The sequence below is a fragment of the Streptomyces griseus genome (assembly GCF_900460065.1).
Lineage (GTDB): Bacteria > Actinomycetota > Actinomycetes > Streptomycetales > Streptomycetaceae > Streptomyces > Streptomyces griseus.
This window is the reverse complement of sequence record NZ_UAVD01000026.1, coordinates 232,082-249,369: the sequence shown is the minus strand read 5'-3', so window position 1 is coordinate 249,369 and position 17,288 is coordinate 232,082. Positions and strand designations below refer to the sequence as shown.

Annotated in this window: 15 protein-coding genes and 1 tRNA gene; 11 read left to right on the top strand and 5 right to left on the bottom strand. The window is 72.7% G+C overall.

The window, feature by feature from the left end; all coding sequences use genetic code 11:
* Positions 1-66: 66 nt before the first annotated feature.
* Positions 67-561 (top strand): hypothetical protein, encoded by a 495-nt coding sequence (locus DTB53_RS15080; RefSeq protein WP_078562756.1) that lies wholly within the window; start codon positions 67-69, stop codon positions 559-561.
* Between the two features lie 364 nt (positions 562-925).
* Here DTB53_RS15080 and DTB53_RS15075 read toward each other — a convergent pair whose 3' ends face one another.
* The 3 genes from DTB53_RS15075 to DTB53_RS15065 all read right to left on the bottom strand — a co-directional run bounded on the left by DTB53_RS15075 (position 926) and on the right by DTB53_RS15065 (position 3,659).
* The gene (locus tag DTB53_RS15075) at positions 926-1,891 is read right to left on the bottom strand and encodes a DUF5926 family protein (RefSeq protein ID WP_012380034.1); all 966 of its coding nucleotides are present in this window, start codon (positions 1,889-1,891) and stop codon (positions 926-928) included.
* A 150-nt stretch (positions 1,892-2,041) separates the two neighbouring features.
* Positions 2,042-2,740 carry an ATP-binding protein gene (locus DTB53_RS15070; protein WP_012380033.1) on the bottom strand — a complete coding sequence of 233 codons (699 nt, stop codon included), beginning with the start codon at positions 2,738-2,740 and terminating at the stop codon, positions 2,042-2,044.
* A 73-nt stretch (positions 2,741-2,813) separates the two neighbouring features.
* Positions 2,814-3,659 (bottom strand): glycerophosphodiester phosphodiesterase, encoded by an 846-nt coding sequence (locus DTB53_RS15065; RefSeq protein WP_012380032.1) that lies wholly within the window; start codon positions 3,657-3,659, stop codon positions 2,814-2,816.
* Positions 3,660-3,860: 201 nt separating this feature from the next.
* On the opposite strand from DTB53_RS15065, the gene DTB53_RS15060 reads away from it, so the two are divergent.
* On the top strand, positions 3,861-5,552 hold the full coding sequence (locus tag DTB53_RS15060) for a S1C family serine protease (protein ID WP_003967799.1): 1,692 nt from the start codon (positions 3,861-3,863) through the stop codon (positions 5,550-5,552).
* Positions 5,553-5,637: 85 nt separating this feature from the next.
* A tRNA-Ser gene (locus tag DTB53_RS15055) sits at positions 5,638-5,724 on the top strand.
* Positions 5,725-6,500: 776 nt separating this feature from the next.
* Here DTB53_RS15055 and DTB53_RS15045 read toward each other — a convergent pair.
* Positions 6,501-6,812: a hypothetical protein gene (locus tag DTB53_RS15045; protein ID WP_003967776.1), complete on the bottom strand. Its 312-nt coding sequence runs from the start codon at positions 6,810-6,812 to the stop codon at positions 6,501-6,503.
* A gap of 886 nt (positions 6,813-7,698) precedes the next feature.
* Positions 7,699-8,658, bottom strand: coding sequence for a bifunctional DNA primase/polymerase (locus tag DTB53_RS15035; protein WP_012380027.1), 960 nt, complete (start codon positions 8,656-8,658; stop codon positions 7,699-7,701).
* 333 nt (positions 8,659-8,991) lie between these two features.
* Here DTB53_RS15035 and DTB53_RS15030 point away from each other — a divergent pair, with 333 nt between their 5' ends.
* From DTB53_RS15030 to DTB53_RS14995, 8 genes are all read left to right on the top strand, one after another.
* Positions 8,992-9,306 carry a hypothetical protein gene (locus tag DTB53_RS15030; RefSeq protein ID WP_003967773.1) on the top strand — a complete coding sequence of 105 codons (315 nt, stop codon included), beginning with the start codon at positions 8,992-8,994 and terminating at the stop codon, positions 9,304-9,306.
* Between the two features lie 264 nt (positions 9,307-9,570).
* Complete coding sequence (locus DTB53_RS15025) at positions 9,571-10,767, top strand: acyl-CoA dehydrogenase family protein (protein ID WP_012380025.1); 1,197 nt, start codon at positions 9,571-9,573, stop codon at positions 10,765-10,767.
* Positions 10,764-11,912, top strand: a complete 1,149-nt coding sequence (locus tag DTB53_RS15020) for a bifunctional MaoC family dehydratase N-terminal/OB-fold nucleic acid binding domain-containing protein (RefSeq protein ID WP_106431704.1) — start codon at positions 10,764-10,766, stop codon at positions 11,910-11,912. Before DTB53_RS15025 ends, DTB53_RS15020 begins: the two co-directional genes overlap by 4 nt.
* 1 nt (position 11,913) lies before the next feature.
* On the top strand, positions 11,914-12,960 hold the full coding sequence (locus DTB53_RS15015) for an acyl-CoA dehydrogenase family protein (RefSeq protein ID WP_012380023.1): 1,047 nt from the start codon (positions 11,914-11,916) through the stop codon (positions 12,958-12,960).
* Positions 12,961-12,998: 38 nt separating this feature from the next.
* Positions 12,999-13,466, top strand: a complete 468-nt coding sequence (locus DTB53_RS15010) for a MaoC family dehydratase (RefSeq protein ID WP_042498538.1) — start codon at positions 12,999-13,001, stop codon at positions 13,464-13,466.
* Positions 13,463-14,629, top strand: a complete 1,167-nt coding sequence (locus DTB53_RS15005) for a lipid-transfer protein (protein WP_003967768.1) — start codon at positions 13,463-13,465, stop codon at positions 14,627-14,629. Before DTB53_RS15010 ends, DTB53_RS15005 begins: the two co-directional genes overlap by 4 nt.
* A gap of 170 nt (positions 14,630-14,799) precedes the next feature.
* Positions 14,800-15,363 carry a SigE family RNA polymerase sigma factor gene (locus tag DTB53_RS15000; RefSeq protein WP_012380021.1) on the top strand — a complete coding sequence of 188 codons (564 nt, stop codon included), beginning with the start codon at positions 14,800-14,802 and terminating at the stop codon, positions 15,361-15,363.
* A 180-nt stretch (positions 15,364-15,543) separates the two neighbouring features.
* Entirely contained in the window at positions 15,544-17,196 is a 1,653-nt protein-coding gene (locus DTB53_RS14995) for a long-chain fatty acid--CoA ligase (RefSeq protein ID WP_003967766.1), read from the top strand.
* Positions 17,197-17,288 lie beyond the last annotated feature (92 nt).

Sequence of the window (17,288 nt, the reverse complement as noted above, 5' to 3'; positions counted from 1 at the left end):
CCTGATGGCCTGTCCGGAAAAGAGCCGTCCGCCTTCTCTCCGACGTCGCTGAAATCGCCGTCGGGCATGAGCGCGGAGACGGCCTTCCCGCCCGCGTTCTATCTTCCCCCCGCTTCTGACGGCCACGATCACCGGCGCGGCCACGATCACGGGTACGGCAGGGGCGGCACGCCCGCCATCGACGGCAGGGACGGGGTGCGACGCCCGGACGCCGTGATCCGGTGCGGTCCCGAACTGGTCGCACCGGAGGGCGTGGAGGCGCAGACCTGCGTCCTGGCCCGGGGCGGCGAGACCTGGGCCCGCCTCTACTACCGGAACACGACCGGGGAGGAACTCCGCTCGGTGCTCACGCTGATGGGGCCGGGCGGGCGGACCGTGGAGCTGCGCTGCGAGCCGGCCACCCACGACGAACCGGGGATCTGCGAGACGCCGCGCGTGCCGTCCTCGGGTGCGCCCCGGTCCGCGACGGCGGTGGCGGAGTTCGTGGGGGCCGGGCCGGTGGACGAGGCGCCGCTGCTGCTCCGCGCCGGATCCGAACGGCCGTCGCCCGCCGCGGGCTGACCGGCGCGGTCCGGCGGGGGCGTACGGATCGGGGGCGTACGGACCGGGGGCGTGCGGACCGGGGCCGCACCGCCTGCGGCTGAGCACTCTCCCGACGGACTCCGGCACGAGGGCGCGACGCGGCGGACGGCCGGGTCTCTCGGAGGTTCGCCCTCCGCGCCCGGGGGTGTCACAGGCGCTCCGCGGCCGAACACGAAGACGCCCGATCGCTGGCGACGGGGGATGCACCAGCGACCGGGCTTCTAGAACCGTAACAAGAGATCTGCCGTTCGCAAATTCGATCTCGCCTTTAAAGACGGCGATTTACTTACGAGTACGGCGAGTTGTGACGCGGGTCACCGTCAGGGGCGTCCTGGCGTCACTTTCAGCTGAGGGTCACCTGGCGGTTGGTGAGACCGCCCCGGGCGCGGCGTTCCTCGGCGGTGAGCGGGGCGTCGGACGCGAGCGCCGCGGCCAGTCGCTCGGCGAACTCGACGGCGGGCTTCTCGCACGCCTCGGCCCCCATCGAGCCGGGCAGGTCCCAGACGGGGACCACGAGACCGTGCGCCCGGAACGACCCGACCAGCCGGGTGTCGTCGCCGAGCGAGGAGGTGCCCGCGGCGTGCAGCCGGGCGAGCGCGTCGAGGAGCTTCTCCTCGGGGTGCGGCATGACCCAGCGCAGGTGGTTCTTCTCCGGGGTCTCGCACCAGTACGCGGCGTCGACGCCGGACAGCAGCGTCGTCGGGATCGCGGCGGCGTTCGCGCGCTCCAGCGAGGCGGACACCTCCGGCGTGGCGTTCTCCGCGTCCGGAACCCAGAACTCGAACCCGGAGTGCACGTTCGGCTCGAAGGCGGCGTCCGGGTCGAGGAGGTCCTGGAGGCGCGGACCGTCGGCCGGCACACGGCGTGCGGTGACCGGGGAGCCGGGCTCGACCTCCAGAGCGCGCTGGAGCGTGTCCGCGAGGTCACGGCTGAGGTCGCCGGAGGAGGTGTCGTTCTGCAGGGCGAGCAGGACGGAGCCGTCGTCGCGGCGCAGCGCCGGCCAGGCCATCGGCAGGACCGTCGCGAGCGTCACCGACGGAACGCCCTCGGGCAGCCCGTCCTTGAGGGTCAGTTCGACCGTGGCGGCGGGCACCAGCTCGCGCAGCGCGACCCAGTCGCACTCGCCGGCGAGCCCCTCGAAGGGGCGGTGCACGAGCTCGGTCACGGCCTGGGCGGCGGCACGTCCGTGACATGCCTTGTAGCGGCGGCCCGATCCGCACGGGCAGGGCTCACGGGCCCCGACGACCGGGATCTCACCGTCCTTGAGCTGCTGCTTCCCGGCCTTGGACTGAGGGCGCTTCTTGGCCATGGTGGGCATTCTCCCGATTGCGACAGTGCGGACTCGGCGCGAGCCTAGCCGCCCGGGGAGCCCCGCTCGTCCGCCGTACGGGTCCGGCCCCCGTCGTCCTCGTGCTCGGCCCACGTCGTGCGGGTGCTCGGCCCACGTCGTGCGGGTGCGTCAGCCCACGTCGTCGAAGGCCTCGGAGAGGTCCAGTCCCTCGAACCCGGGAAGCCCGCCGATGCCGTGGGCGGCGATGGACCGTGCTCCCGAGCCGTTGGCACCGGTTCCCTCGGCGCCGTCGGTGCCGCTTCCGCCGGGCGCGGATCCGGTGCCGTCGATTCCGGGCGGCTTCTCCGAGGAGACCAGGGCCCAGACGGTGACCTCGCCGGAGGATTCGTCCCGTACGCCCCATTCCTGGGCCAGGGCGCTGATGATGTTGAGGCCCCGGCCGCCGCGTGCCGTCACCGAAGGGGTGGCCGGAACCGGGCGGGTCGGCCCGCCGCCGTCCGTGACCTCCACGGTGAGCCCGCCGGCGGTGTCCACCCGCCAGGCGGCGCGGACGTCTCCGTCGCCGACGTCGGTGTGCCGCCCCAGGGGCCTGCCGTGCCGACAGGCGTTGCTGAGGAGTTCGGAGAGGATCAGCACAGCGTCGTCGACGACCGCGTCCGACACCCCGTTGCCGCGCAACTGCTCACGCATCCGGTGTCGTGCCTGCCCCACGCCGGCAGGGCCATGAGGAATGGCCATGCTCGACGACGCGGGCACTTCTCGTGCCACCACCAACGCCACCCCCGAGACCTCCTTTGCCCCACGCCACGGGTTGGATGCCCCACTGAGCTGCGCCGGAAACCGGCCAATGCATCCCCGGTGACGCACTCGTAACGATCGAACGCTTGGCGAGTGCGCCGGTGCACACCCCGTAGACGCCGAGGTCGGGGCCCGGTGGCCCTCATCCGTGCTGAATGCGGCCCAGTTGGGACAGAACCTGCTTGGGGCGGTTGGTGATGATCGCCTCGACGCCGAGTTCGGCGCACATGTCGACATCGGCCGGCTCGTTCACCGTCCACACGTGCACCCGGTGGCCCGCGCGGTGCAGCCGTTCGATGTAGCCGGGGTGGCTGCGCACGATCCGCATGCCCGGACCGGCGATCCGGGCCCCGGCGGGCAGCCGGCCGTCGCGCATCCGGGGCGAGACGAACTGCATCAGATAGACCGTCGGCAGGGTGGGCGCGGCGGCCTGGACGCGGTGGAGGGAGCGGGCGGAGAAGCTCATGACGCGGATGGGCGAAGGGGCGTCCGCGGGCGGATCGGCCAGCCCGAAGCGCTTCAGGAGGTGCAGCAGCCGCTCCTCGACCTGCCCGGCCCAGCGGGTGGGGTGCTTCGTCTCGACGGCCAGTTGCAGCGGTCGCCCGCCTGCCCGGACCTCGGTGAAAAGCTCCAGGAGTCGTTCCAGGGTCAGTACGGAGGTGAGCTCGCCCGGCACCGGATCCCAGTCGGGCGACTCCTCGCGGTCCTTCCAGGAGCCGAAGTCGAGGGCGGCGAGGTCGGCGAGTTCCAGCGCCGACACGGCGCCGCGCCCGTTGGACGTACGGTTCACCCGCCGGTCGTGGACGCAGACGAGGTGGCCGTCGGCGGTGAGCCGGACGTCGCATTCCAAGGCGTCGGCACCGTCCTCGATCGCCTTGCGGTAGGCGGCCAGGGTGTGCTCGGGGGCGTCGTCGGAGGCCCCGCGGTGGGCGATGACCTGGATGGAGGTGCGCGCGCTGCGCTGCCGTGCGTGGGTCACCCTCGCCATGGTGTCACCGCCGCGGGGAAGGCTGAGCACATGTCACCCTGGAGGTCTGTTTTGTCGGATGTAAAGATTGGTGTGCGGATGCACAGGTCCTGCTTACAGTGGCCCGACGGGTCGTGGGAAAAGCTGACCGCAGACACGTGCACAGCGGATTTCTTGCCGAACGCCGACTGGATGCCGAGTGGAACCGAGGAGTAGAGAGCTGTGAGCACCGAGAACGAGGGCAACGAGGGCAACGCGGTACCGGCCGTGCCGTCCGCACCTCCCGGGCCGGCCGCCACTCCCGAACCGGCGACCGACGGAGCCACGCCGCCGGCCCCGGCGGACCCCGTCCAGGACACGACGGGGCCCGGCGCGGCGCACGACACCGCGCGCCTTCCCGTCCACGACACCGGCGCGGAGGCCGCCGCTCCGCACACCCCCGGCGCGCCGGCCTCCCCCGCGCCCCCGGCAGCACCGGCGCACGCCGAGGCGCCGCGCCACGACCCCACGCACCAGGGCGCCCCGGCCTCCCCCGCGTACGCCCAGGGCGGCCACGCGACGCCGTCCGAGCCGCCGCGGCACCCCCCGTACGGAGCGGCGCCCGGATACGGATCGGAGCCCGGGCTCCCCGCGGGCGCCGCGTCCTGGCCGCCGCCCCCGCCCGCCGTCCCGTCGTACGCCGACGGGGGCGCCGGTCACGCGTCCGGCGGTATCGGCAACGGCAGCGGTCACGGACCGGTCTGGGGCGCTCCGGTCCCGCCCGGCTCCGAGTCGCCGGGCGGAAAGAGCGGCAAGCGCCGCGGGAGCGGACTGGTGGCGGCCGTGGCCGTCGCGGCGCTCGTCGCGGGCGGCATCGGCGGGGCCCTCGGCTTCTGGGCGGCCGACCGCAACGGCGACGGCTCCTCCGGCAGCTCGACCACGGTCTCGGCGTCGGACACCCCGAGGGACCTGAAGCGCCCGGCGGGCACGGTGGCCGGGGTCGCGGCGAAGGCGCTCCCCAGCGTGGTCACCATCGACGCGCAGGGCGGCGAGGGCGAGGGCGGCACGGGCACGGGCTTCGTGTACGACAAGGAAGGCCACATCCTCACCAACAACCACGTGGTGGCGTCCGCCGCGGAGTCCGGCGAACTGTCGGCGACCTTCTCCGACGGCAAGAAGTACGCCGCCGAGGTGGTCGGCCGGGCCCAGGGCTACGACGTGGCCGTGCTGAAGCTCAAGAACCCGCCGCAGGGCCTGACGCCCCTCCCCCTCGGCAACTCCGAGGGCGTCGCGGTCGGCGACTCGACGATCGCGATCGGCGCGCCCTTCGGCCTCTCCAACACCGTCACCACGGGAATCATCAGCGCGAAGAACCGCCCGGTGGCGTCCGGGGACGGCTCCAGCAACAAGAACTCGTACATGAGCGCCCTGCAGACGGACGCCTCGATCAACCCGGGCAACTCCGGCGGCCCGCTGCTGGACGCGACGGGCGCGGTCATCGGCATCAACTCCGCGATCCAGTCGACCGGCGGCGGCCTCGGCCAGTCCCAGGCCGGCTCCATCGGCCTCGGCTTCGCGATCCCGATCAACCAGGCCAAGAACGTCGCCGAGCAGCTGATCAAGACCGGCAAGCCGGTCTACCCGGTGATCGGCGCGACGGTCACGATGGAGGAGAAGACGGGCGGCGCGGCCATCTCCGCCGAGGGCGCGGGCGGCACCCCCGCGGTCACCCCGAACGGCCCGGCGGCCAAGGCGGGCCTGAAGGCGGGCGACGTGATCACGAAGTTCAACGACACGGTGATCGACAGCGGCCCGACCCTGATCGGCGAGATCTGGACCCGCAAGCCGGGCGAGAAGGTCACCCTGACGTACGAGCGCGACGGCAAGGAGGCCACGGCCGAAGTCACCCTGGGCCAGCGCGAGGGCGACAGCTGACCGGCTAGGCTGTCCCACGCGTCGAACCGCCCCTCACGGGCCTGACGGCCCATCGGCTTGCACAGCGACCGGGCGGCCGACGCGGGGTGGGTTGCCCGAGCGGCCTAAGGGAACGGTCTTGAAAACCGTCGTGGCAGCGATGTCACCGTGGGTTCAAATCCCACACCCACCGCAGGCGAGAGGCCCCTGACCAGTACGTATGGTCGGGGCCTCTGCCATGCCCGCTCCCTGCCGGGCACCGCTGTTCCCCCTGGTTTCCCGCTCTGTCGGGCACGCGGGGGCACGCGGCTGGCCCACAGCATTGGAGCTGCTCTGGGGCACCCGTCAGCGGTTGATCGGGATCTCGTAGACGACCTCGCCCCGATCCGGCCCGGCCTTCCAGCACGCCTTGGGAGATCAGCAACTCCTGTGCCCTGCGGACCACGTTCTCGCCCACGCCGCACTCCTGGCCGATCCGGGCGCGGGACGGGAGGCGGTTCGCCTCAAGCGGTGGCAGCATCGGCACAACAGCGCACACGCCACCTGCGGGTCGGGGAGGCGTTCGCGTTGCGGCGAGTGGAGATCGACGTGTCCGGAGGCCTGGTCCTCGTCGATGGGAACCCGGCCGAAGCGAACGGCCCTCTCGTCTTCGACGCTCCCAAGTCCCATCTGAAGCGGGTCCTGCGGACCGGGCCGTCACTCGCTGCGCGGATCGGCCGGCACTGGGAGACGCTGCCCGGCGGGGGCCGGCTTGGGCACTCGAACGCGAGCGTGACCGCCCGGCACTACGCCCGCCCGGTCGCCGGTCGGGATGAGCAGGTATCGGGATGAGCAGGTAGCGGAAGCATCGGACTTCTGGCTCAACGGGCACGATCACAAGCGGACGGACAGAGGGCCCGAGGGCGATGACGGATCCACTTCTGTTTGAACGTCGACGGGTTTGTAGGGGTGTCTCGTGAAGAGGTGCCCCTACTCCTCTTTGGTCTTCGGCTTTTCCGTGCGGCCCTTTTCCCAAGCCGTGAGCCAGCGCGAGTCCGCGTCGAAACCGTCGGGACGCTGGTGACCACAGACCGCCGCGCGCCCTTCCTGGTCGATGACCTCGGCGCTGAATCCGGCATTCACCCACACGCTGACGCCTTGGTCATGAACCACGACGTCGAACGACGCTTCCTCGGCGTCCGCCTCGGTCACCACGGTGAACACCTCACCAGGGCGCATCCAATGATCCGTTCCCCACGGCTCAACCCACACGCACAACAGGCTGTCCGTCTCGTTGTTCACGCTCGTTCGTGGCACATCAGGAAGCTACCGACCGCATCGTCAGTTGCACAGAGCCGATCAGCTGGACGGTTTCGGTTGGGGGCTCGGAGAACGCGCTGGACCTGCTCGTCATCCGCCCGGCACAAGGTCGCGCGAACCTTCGTGGCAGCGATGTCACCGTGGGCTCGAATCACCTACCCGCCGCAGGTGCCAGGCCCCCGACCGAGAGATCCGGTCGGGGCCCGGCACGTGTGGGGCTGGTCCGTCGATGGCGAACGACCTGCTTCCTGCTGGGGTTTCGTCGTTAGTGTGGCTGGATGTTCGATGTTCTGGAGATCGGTGTGCTGCCGCGGGGGCGCCGGTTCCCTCCGAGTCTGCGCATGCTGGTCAATGGCGAGGACGTCGTGGCGGGCGCGGTCGGTGACGGGGGCCGGGGGCCGCTGGTCGTGGAGGCGTTGCCGGCCGACGGGTCCGGGTTGCTGTGGGCGACCGGCGAGGCTCGCCGGGTGGTGTTGGGGGAGCCGGAGTGTTCGGGAGGGTGCTGCGGGTTTCTGACCGTGGTCGTTCAGCGTCTCGGGGGCATCGTGCGGTGGTCCGGCTGGGAGGTGCCGGCCACGGGGGACGCTCTGCCGGAGTTCCACTTCGACGCCGATCGGTACGACGCTGAGGTGCGCCGGGTTGGGGGTTGCTCCGCCGGGGACGGCCCGGGTGGCGTTGCTCCGCCCCGACGGGACTGAGCGGGCCGAGGACCGTGGGGGCGTCCTCCTCCGGGTGGCGGCGAGCGGCGGCGCGTCGTTGTCCTCGCACTCCGCGACTACCGCCCGGCCGTAGGCACCCGTGGCGGGGAGCCACCGGGCCCGGGGTGGCGTGCGGCGTAGGCGCCCCGGGGCCTGGGTGAGGGTCCCCGTCAGGCCGCGCCGTGGTGTTCCTCGCCGCGGCCCTGGGTCAGCCGTGCGGCCGAGGCGATTGCGGCGCGGGCCTCGTGTTCCGGCAGTCCGGTGCGGACGGCGGCGGCGGTGAGCCCGTCGGCCAGGGCGTCGCCGAAGCCGTGCTCGTAGGCGCGGCAGGCCGCCCAGAACAGGCGGGTGTTGCGCTGGCCCTCGTGGGCGGCCAGCACGAACTGGATCAGGCCCTCTCCGCGACGGGCCGCGGTCACCGGTGAACCGGGGCCCGGGCCGGTGCCCGGCCCGGACGCGCCGCCCGGGGCCGGGCCCCTGCCCGTACGGGACGCACGGCCGGGCGGTGGGGTCAGGAGGCGGAGCAGGGCGCGGGGGCAGGGGGCCGGGGTGAGGTGGGCGGTGCCGGGGGCCAGCCGGTAGCGGCCGTGGGTGGTGACCGAGCCGGGGCCGACCAGGTAGCCGCCGCTGCCGCGGATGTCGATGCCCGGGGCGAGGCGGCCGGCGGAGTTGGGGACCGTGGCGTCGGCCGGGCCGGTCAGCCAGAGGTGGCGGCCGCCGCTCGGGGTAAGCACGGTGACCGTCGGCGGGATGGTGAACAGGTGCTGGAGGCCCAGCTGCCGCAGCGCGCCCGCCGCGTCGCTGCCGTACGAGGGGTCGATGTCCAGGTCGACCCCGATGAGGCGGTGCGGGGCGCGTCCGCAGGCGATCCCGTAGCCGGTGGCCCGGGGCGCGGCGGCGAAGAGGGCGCGGACGGCCGCGGGGTCGGTTGTGGCGTCGTGCACCCCGTGCCCGGGCAGCCCGCATTCTCCCCGGCAGCGGCAGTGCGTCGGCGACTGCTCTCCGCGGTGCGGCGAGCGCAGTGCGGGGAGCTTGGTGGCGGAGAGGGGGAAGACGGGGAGGCCGCGCCCGGCGGCGGCGAGGGCGTGGGCGAGGGCCAGGGCGGGGGTCTGCCGGTCGATGGTGGCCATGGAATTAGTTTCGTACACACGTTCGAAGAAGGGAAGGGGGGGTTGAGGGAGGGGTGGGGGAGGCGTCCGGGAGGGGCGGTGGCGGAACGCTTCTTCCCCCGCGTGCCAACGGGTCACCGGGGCCGCCCCACCGACCTGGGCTTTCGTGCGGCTTCGGATGTTTATCCGCTCGTCGTCATACCTGAGGGGGAACGGGGGGTGGGGAGGGGTTCTCCGGGGGAGCGCTGGGCAACTCTGGTCTCGCGACGTCGTGAACAGCACCGGGGCGGTCGGCCAACTCCCCCGGGATCAAACGAACATGAAGCCGTAATTCCGTTTCCTGGAGGACCTGACATGGCAAGTATCCGTACCGCTCGCGCCCTCGCCGCTGTCGCCGCCCTGCCCCTGACCGTCGCGCTCTGCGGCGGGGTCGCCATGGCGGACAACGGCTCCTTCGCGAACGACGGATCGAACGCGGCTGTGGCGACGGCCGGCGGCAGCGGCGTCGGTGGCAACAACGCCGGCAACGCGTCCACGACCCAGCAGCAGGCGGTCGGGGCCGGTGCGTCGAACCAGAACACGTCCGCCCAGGTGAGCAATTCGGCCTTCGTGCCCATCGACCAGTCGGACCACAGCGTGGCGGTGAACTTCACGCCCTTCTTCTGGTGATCCTCGTCGGCCCGCGCGGTCGACACAGGTGGCACAGGTGACGCGGTCGTCGGAACCTCCCGGGGGGTGGGTTCCGGCGGACCGAACGGCAGCCCGCGCGAGGGCACTCAGGTGTCCCCGCGCGGGCTGCCGCCGTCTTGACAGGGATTCGTATCTGACGGACAGTCAGAAACGTCGGAACGCGGACCACCGGTCGCCGGGAGCGCCGGTCGCCGGACGGGAGCGCTCCGGCTTTTCCGTATCCGCGGCTCTGGAGGCCCCTCCGTGCATCTCGCTCCGACGGAAAGCCAGCAGCGGCTCCGTGCCGAACTACGCTCCTATTTTCGTGCGTTGATGCCCGATGCGGCGGGCGAAGCCAAGGGGGAGGTGGCGAGCGGGGGCGGTGGGGCGGACGCGGGCGAACAGCGGCGGCTGCTCCGCCGGATCGGCGCCGACGGGCTGCTCGGTCTCGGCTGGCCCGAGGAGTACGGCGGCCGGGGCCGGGGCCCCGACGAGCAGTTCGTCTTCTTCGACGAGGCGTACCGGGCCGGCGCCCCGGTCTCCATGGTTACCCTCAACACCGTGGGCCCGACCCTGATGGCGTACGGGACCGAGGAACAGAAGGCGTACTTCCTGCCCCGCATCCTCGGCGGCGAGCTCGTCTTCGCGATCGGCTACAGCGAGCCCGACGCCGGTACGGACCTGGCGGCCCTGCGGACCCGTGCCGTGCGGGACGGCGACGACTGGGTCATCGACGGCCAGAAGATCTTCACCAGCAACGCCCAGCAGGCGGACTGGATCTGGCTCGCCTGCCGTACGGACCCCGAGGCCCCCAAGCACCGGGGCATCTCGATCATCCTGGTGCCCACGGACGGCCCCGGCTTCTCCTGGACGCCGATCCGTACGGTGGGCGGGGTCACCACCACCGCCACCTACTACGACGGCGTACGGGTGCCGGCCACCAACCTCGTCGGCGAGGAGAACGGCGGCTGGCAGCTCATCACCAGCCAGCTCAACCACGAGCGCGTCGCGCTGGCCGCGATCGGCATGCAGGCCGAGGACTGCTACGAGGAGGCCCTCGCCCACACCCGTACCCCCGACCCCGCGACCGGTCGCCGCCGGATCGACGAACCGTGGGTGCGCGCCCGGCTCGCGGAGGCGTACGCCCGACTCACGGCCACGCGCTTGCTGAACTGGCGGCTGGTCGACGCCGTCGGCGCCGGAGCGCCCGCCCCCGGAGAGGCCAGCGGGGTGAAGTTCGCGGGCACCGAGAGCGCGGTCGAGGTCTACCGGATGTGCCAGGAGGCCGTCGGGGACACCGCCCTGCTCCGGGGAGGCTCTCCCGGCTGCTTCGGACCCGGTGGTGAGCTGGAGCGGATGAACCGCGCGGCCCAGATCAACACCTTCGGTGGCGGTGTCGGCGAGGTGCAGCGCGAGATCGTCGCCACGGCCCGGCTCGGGATGACCCGGAGCAGGCGATGAGCGAGCGGGAGGCCGGGGCCGCCGTCGATCACGAGGCCGAGCACGAGGTCCGGCAGCGTGACGCGCGGGCGCACGAGGCCCGTTGCGAAGCCCGGGAGCGCGGTGCGGGTGAGCGTGAGGCCGGGGGGCGTGATGCGGGTGAGCGTGAGGCCGGGGAGCGCGGTGCGGGTGAGCGGGAGGCCCGGGAGCAGGACGGCCGGTCGGGGCGGGCGCACGACGAACGGGACCGGTTGTACGAGCGGCTCGCCGCCTACGAGGGCCGCGCCGCCGCCACCGGGGGCACGGGCAAGGACCCGGTCAACGAGCCCATGATCCGGCACTGGTGCGAGGCGATGGGCGACACCTCGGCCGCCTACCGGGGCCCGGACGCCGTCGCCCCGCCCACGATGCTCCAGGCGTGGACGATGGGCGGGCTCTCCGGGCACACGGACGGAACGGGGCGCTCCGCGGCGTACGACGAGATGTTCGCCCTGCTCGACGGCGGGGGCTACACCTCGGTCGTCGCGACCGACTGCGAGCAGGAGTACACGCGCCCGCTGCGTCCCGGCGACCGGATCACCTTCGACACGGTCATCGAGTCCGTCTCCCGGCGCAAGACGACCACACTCGGCACCGGCTACTTCGTCACCACCCGCACGGACGTCCGCGCCGACGGCGAGCCCGCCGGAACGCACCGCTTCCGCATCCTCAAGTACCGCCCCGCGCGACGCGAGAAGCCCGCCGCCCCTCCGCCGCGCCCCCGGCCCGTGATCAATCGCGACAACGCCGGCTTCTGGGCCGGAGTCGCCGAGCACCGGCTCCTCATCCAGCGCTGCACCGACTGCGCGACCCTGCGCCTCCCGTGGCTGCCCGGCTGCAACGCCTGCGGCGGCGCGGAGTGGGACACGGTCGAGGCGGACGGCCGGGGCACGGTCTTCAGCCATGTCGTGATGCATCACCCGCCGTTCCCGGCCTTCGCTCCGGACGGCGGGGGCGGACCGTACGCCGTCGCGCTGATCGAGCTCGCCGAGGGCGTCCGCATCGTCAGCAACGTGATCGGTGTGCCGTACGACAAGGTCCGCGTCGGCATGCCCGTACACCTGGAGTTCCTCGTCACGGACCCCGACCTGGAACTGCCCGTCTTCCGGGCGAGCGAAGGCGGTTGAGATGGATTTCACCCCGAGCGAGGAGCAGTCCGCCGCACAGGGACTGGCCGCGCGTGTCTTCGGCGACCTGTCCACCCACGAGCGGCTGGCGGCGGCCGGCACCGGCACCGACGCACACCTGTGGAAGGAGCTGTGCGCGGCCGGGCTGCCCGGCGCGGTGGAGGACATCGGGCTGCTCGGCCTCGTCCTGCTCCTGGAGGAACAGGGCCGGACCACCGCCCAGGTCCCGTTCGCGGTCACCTGCGTGTACGGGCTGCTCGCCGTCGCCGAGCACGGCACGGCCGAGCAGCGCGAGCGGCTGCTGCCGTGGCTGCGCGACGGTACGGCGGTGGCGACGGGCGCGTTCCCGGCGCGGGGCGGCGTGCACATCGCGGAGGACGGTGCGCTGTACGGGGCCGTGCCCTGGGTGCCGTGGCTGCGCGACGCCACCCAGGTGCTGGTGGCCGACGCCGACCGGGCCCTGTGGATCGTCGGGGCGGACACGCCGGGCGTGACCGTGGCGCCGGTGGAGACGACCGCGCCCTGGTCGGCGGGGCGGCTGGTCCTCGACGGCGTGCGCGGGGAGCGTCTGGGGGGCGGGCCGGAGGCGTACGCGGCGGTCCTCGCCACCGCCCGTACCGCGTTCGCCGGACTCCAGGCCGGGGTGTGCGCGGGCTCACTCGCCCGGGCGGTCCACCACACCGTCACCCGCGAGCAGTTCGGGCGCCCGCTCTCCACCAACCAGGGCGTCCTGCTCCGCGCCGCCGACGCCCACATGGACACCGAGGCGATCCGGGTGACCGCGTACGAGGCGGCCTGGCGGCGGGACGACGGACGGGAGTACGGGGCGGCGGCGCTGACCGCCGCCTGGTGGGCCTCGGAGGCGGGCAAACGGGTCGTTCACGCGGGCCAGCATCTGCACGGCGGCACCGGCGCCGACCTCGACCACCCGGTCCACCGGCACTTCCTCTGGGGCCGTCAGCTCGACGCGTACCTCGGATGCGGCAGCGAGGTGCTGGAGGAGCTGGGCCTGTTGTTGGCCGCCGACCGTCAGGAGAGCACGCCGTGACGCACCCGCACCGTGGCGTGACGCACCCCCACCGTGTCGTGACGCACCCGTACCGCGTCGGTGATGAGCTGCCGCCCCTGGAGATCCCGCTGACCCGGACCCTGATCGTCGCCGGGGCCATCGCCTCGCGCGACTACCAGGACGTGCACCACGACGCGGAGCTGGCCCGGGAGAAGGGCTCCCCCGACATCTTCATGAACATCCTCACCACCAACGGGCTCGTCGGCCGCTACATCACCGACCACTTCGGCCCGGACGCCGTTCTGCGCAAGGTCGCGATCCGACTCGGCGCCCCCAACTACCCGGGGGACGTGCTGCGGTTGGCGGGGCGCATCACGGATCTGACCGCCACCGGGCCGACCGGGGACGAGCCCGAGCGCGCGACCGTCGCCGTCGCCGTCACCGGCGACAACGCCCTGGGACGCCATGTCACCGGCACGGTCACCGTGGTCCTCCCGGCCGCCGCGGCCCCGCCGGCCCCGAGCGGCGAAAGGGCCGGAGCATGAGCATCCGCAGGGCCGACTCGCTCGGCGGGAAGGCGGCCGTCGTCGGCATCGGGGCCACCGAGTTCTCCAAGGACTCCGGGCGCAGCGAGCTGAAGCTGGCCGTCGAGGCCGTCCGCGCCGCCCTCGACGACGCCGGTCTCACCCCCGGCGACGTGGACGGGCTCGTCACCTTCACCATGGACACCAGCCCCGAGATCACCGTCGCCCAGGCGGCCGGGATCGGCGAGCTGTCGTTCTTCTCGCGGATCCACTACGGCGGCGGCGCCGCCTGTGCCACCGTGCAGCAGGCCGCCCTCGCGGTGGCGAGCGGGATCGCGGACGTCGTCGTCTGCTACCGGGCCTTCAACGAGCGTTCCGGCCGCCGCTTCGGCTCCGGCGTCCAGCGGCGCGAGCCCACCGCCGAGGGGGCGGCGCTCGGCTGGAACCTCCCCTACGGGCTGCTCACCCCGGCCTCCTGGGTGGCGATGGCGGCCCAGCGCTACCTGCACTCCTACGGCCTCGGCCCGGAGGTCTTCGGGCACGTGGCGGTGGTCGACCGGCGGCACGCGGCGCGGAACCCGGCGGCGTACTTCCACGGGAAGCCGATCACCCTCGCCGACCACGCCGCGTCCCGCTGGATCGTGGAGCCGCTGCGGTTGCTGGACTGCTGCCAGGAGACGGACGGCGGCCAGGCCCTCGTCGTCACCAGCGTGGAGCGCGCCCGGGACCTGCCCCGGCCGCCCGCCGTGATCGTCGCGGCGGCCCAGGGCGCGGGCCGGTCGCAGGAGCAGATGACGAGCTTCTACCGGGACGGGCTGACGGGGCTGCCGGAGACCGCCGTGGTCGCCCGGCAGCTCTGGCGCACCTCCGGACTGTCGCCGGCCGACATCGACGTGGGCATCCTCTACGACCACTTCACCCCGTTCGTCCTGATGCAGCTGGAGGAGTTCGGTTTCTGCGGACCCGGGGAGGCCGGGGCGTTCGTCGCGGCGGACGCGCTGCCCCTGAACACCCACGGGGGTCAGCTGGGGGAGGCGTACCTCCACGGGATGAACGGCATCGCGGAGGCCGTCCGGCAGATCCGGGGTACCTCGGTGAACCAGGTGGCGGGGGCGGCGAGGTCGCTGGTCACAGCGGGTACGGGAGTTCCGACGTCGGGCCTGGTCATCGGTGCGGACGGCTGAGCGGCGACGCCCGGCACCCGGAGGCTCTCGGGGGCGGACCCCTACGGCCGGGCCGGTGCCCGTCCACCTTCAGGAGGTGCAGGGTGCACACCCCCTACAACCTGAGGCGGACGCGTCTTCGGGACCTGGGGGCGATCCCCTCGGCGGTGCCCGCTCCTAGCGTTGAGTACATGACCACGCCAGTCTGCACGGGCGCCTCCAGGGCGGCCTCTGCCACCGCCGCCGGCCACCCCCACGCGCCCTACGCGTCGTTCTCCTCGTACGTACGGGCCCGTGGGCCGGTCCTGCTGCGCACCGCGCGCTCGCTCACCGCGAACCCGTGCGACGCGGAGGACCTGCTGCAGACCGCGCTCGCCAAGACGTACGTCGCGTGGGAGCGGATCGAGGACCACCGGGCGCTCGACGGTTACGTCCGGCGGGCGCTGCTCAACACCCGCACCTCGCAGTGGCGCAAGCGCAAGGTCGACGAGTTCGCGTGCGAGGAGCTGCCCGAGCGGGAGGCCTTCCCCGCGCCGGACCCGGCCGAGCAGCAGTCGTTGCACGACGCGATGTGGCGAGCGGTGCTCAAGCTTCCGGACCGCCAGCGCGCGATGGTCGTCCTGCGCTACTACGAGGACCTGAGCGAGGCGCAGACGGCGGAGGTGCTCGGCGTGTCGATCGGTACGGTCAAGAGCGCCGTCTCCCGTGCGCTCGGCAAGCTCCGCGAGGACCCGGAGCTGACCCCCGTGCGCTGATCCGGGCGCCCCGGCACACCGCTTCGGGGAGGCCCCGGCACACCCCGGCGGAGGGCCCTGACCCGGCTTCTCAGCAGGAGTCCCCGGCAGATATTTTCCCGCGAGTAGTGACATACCGCTTGGTATGTGCGCAGAATCAGCGGAACCCTACTGCCGCGTAGCGCCCACCGGGAGGACGCCGTGCTGAGCACCATGCAGGACGTACCGCTGACTGTCACCCGCATCCTGCACCACGGGATGACGATTCACGGGAAGTCGCAGGTCACGACCTGGACCGGCGAACCCGAGCCGCACCGTGTCACCTTCGCCGAGATCGGCGCACGCGCCACCCGGCTGGCCAACGCGCTCCGCGACGAACTGGGCGTCGACGGCGACCAGAGGGTCGCGACGCTCATGTGGAACAACGCGACCCATGTCGAGGCCTACCTCGCCATTCCCTCCATGGGCGCCGTGCTCCACACCCTCAACCTCCGGCTGCCGCCCGAGCAGCTCGCCTGGATCGTCAACCACGCGGACGACAAGGTGGTGATCGTCAACGGCTCGCTGCTGCCGCTCCTCGCGCCGCTGCTGCCCCACCTGCCGAGCATCGAGCACGTGGTCGTGTCCGGCCCCGGCGACCGCTCCGCCCTCGCCGGCGTCACGCCGCGCGTGCACGAGTACGAGGAACTGATCGCGGGCCGCCCCACCACGTACGACTGGCCGGAGCTGGACGAACGCCAGGCCGCCGCCATGTGCTACACCTCCGGCACCACGGGCGACCCCAAGGGCGTCGTCTACTCGCACCGCTCGATCTACCTGCACTCGATGCAGGTCAACATGACCGAGTCGATGGGACTGACCGACCAGGACACCACGCTCGTCGTCGTGCCCCAGTTCCATGTGAACGCCTGGGGCCTGCCGCACTCCACCTTCATGAGCGGCGTCAACATGCTCATGCCGGACCGTTTCCTCCAGCCCGCCCCGCTCGCCGACATGATCGAGCGCGAGCGTCCGACGCACGCCGCCGCCGTTCCCACCATCTGGCAGGGGCTGCTCGCCGAGGTCACCGCCAACCCGCGCGACCTCACCTCCATGGCCAACGTGACCATCGGCGGCGCGGCCTGTCCGCCCTCGCTGATGGAGGCGTACGACCGGCTCGGCGTCCGGCTCTGCCACGCCTGGGGCATGACGGAGACCTCTCCGCTCGGCACCATGGCCCACCCGCCGGCCGGTCTGAGCGACGAGGAGCAGTGGACCTACCGGGTCACCCAGGGCCGCTTCCCCGCCGGCGTCGAGGCGCGGCTGGTCGGCCCCGGCGGGGAACACCTCCCGTGGGACGGCGAGTCGGCCGGTGAGCTGGAGGTGCGGGGCCCCTGGATCGCCGCCGCGTACTACGGCGGCGCCGACGGCGAGCACCTGCGCCCCGAGGACAAGTTCAGCGAGGACGGCTGGCTGAAGACCGGCGACGTCGGTGTGATCAGCACCGATGGCTACCTCACCCTCACCGACCGGGCCAAGGACGTCATCAAGTCGGGCGGCGAATGGATCTCCAGCGTCGAGCTGGAGAACGCGCTGATGGCCCACCCGGACGTCGCGGAGGCGGCCGTCGTCGCCGTGCCGGACGAGAAGTGGGGCGAGCGGCCGCTCGCGACCGTGGTCCTCAAGGAGGGCGTCACCGAGACCGACTACGAGGCGCTCAAGGAGTTCCTCGCGGAGTCGGGTGTCGCCAAGTGGCAGCTGCCGGAGCGCTGGTCGGTGATCGCCGCGGTGCCGAAGACGAGCGTCGGCAAGTTCGACAAGAAGGTGATCCGCAAGCAGTACGCGGAGGGCGAGCTGGACGTCACCCAGCTCTGAGGCTTCGGTTCCGCTCCGGTTTCACGTGAAACAGGGCGGGGGCGGTACGGGTCGACCCGTACCGCCCCCGCCCTGTTCCGATCTCAACACGC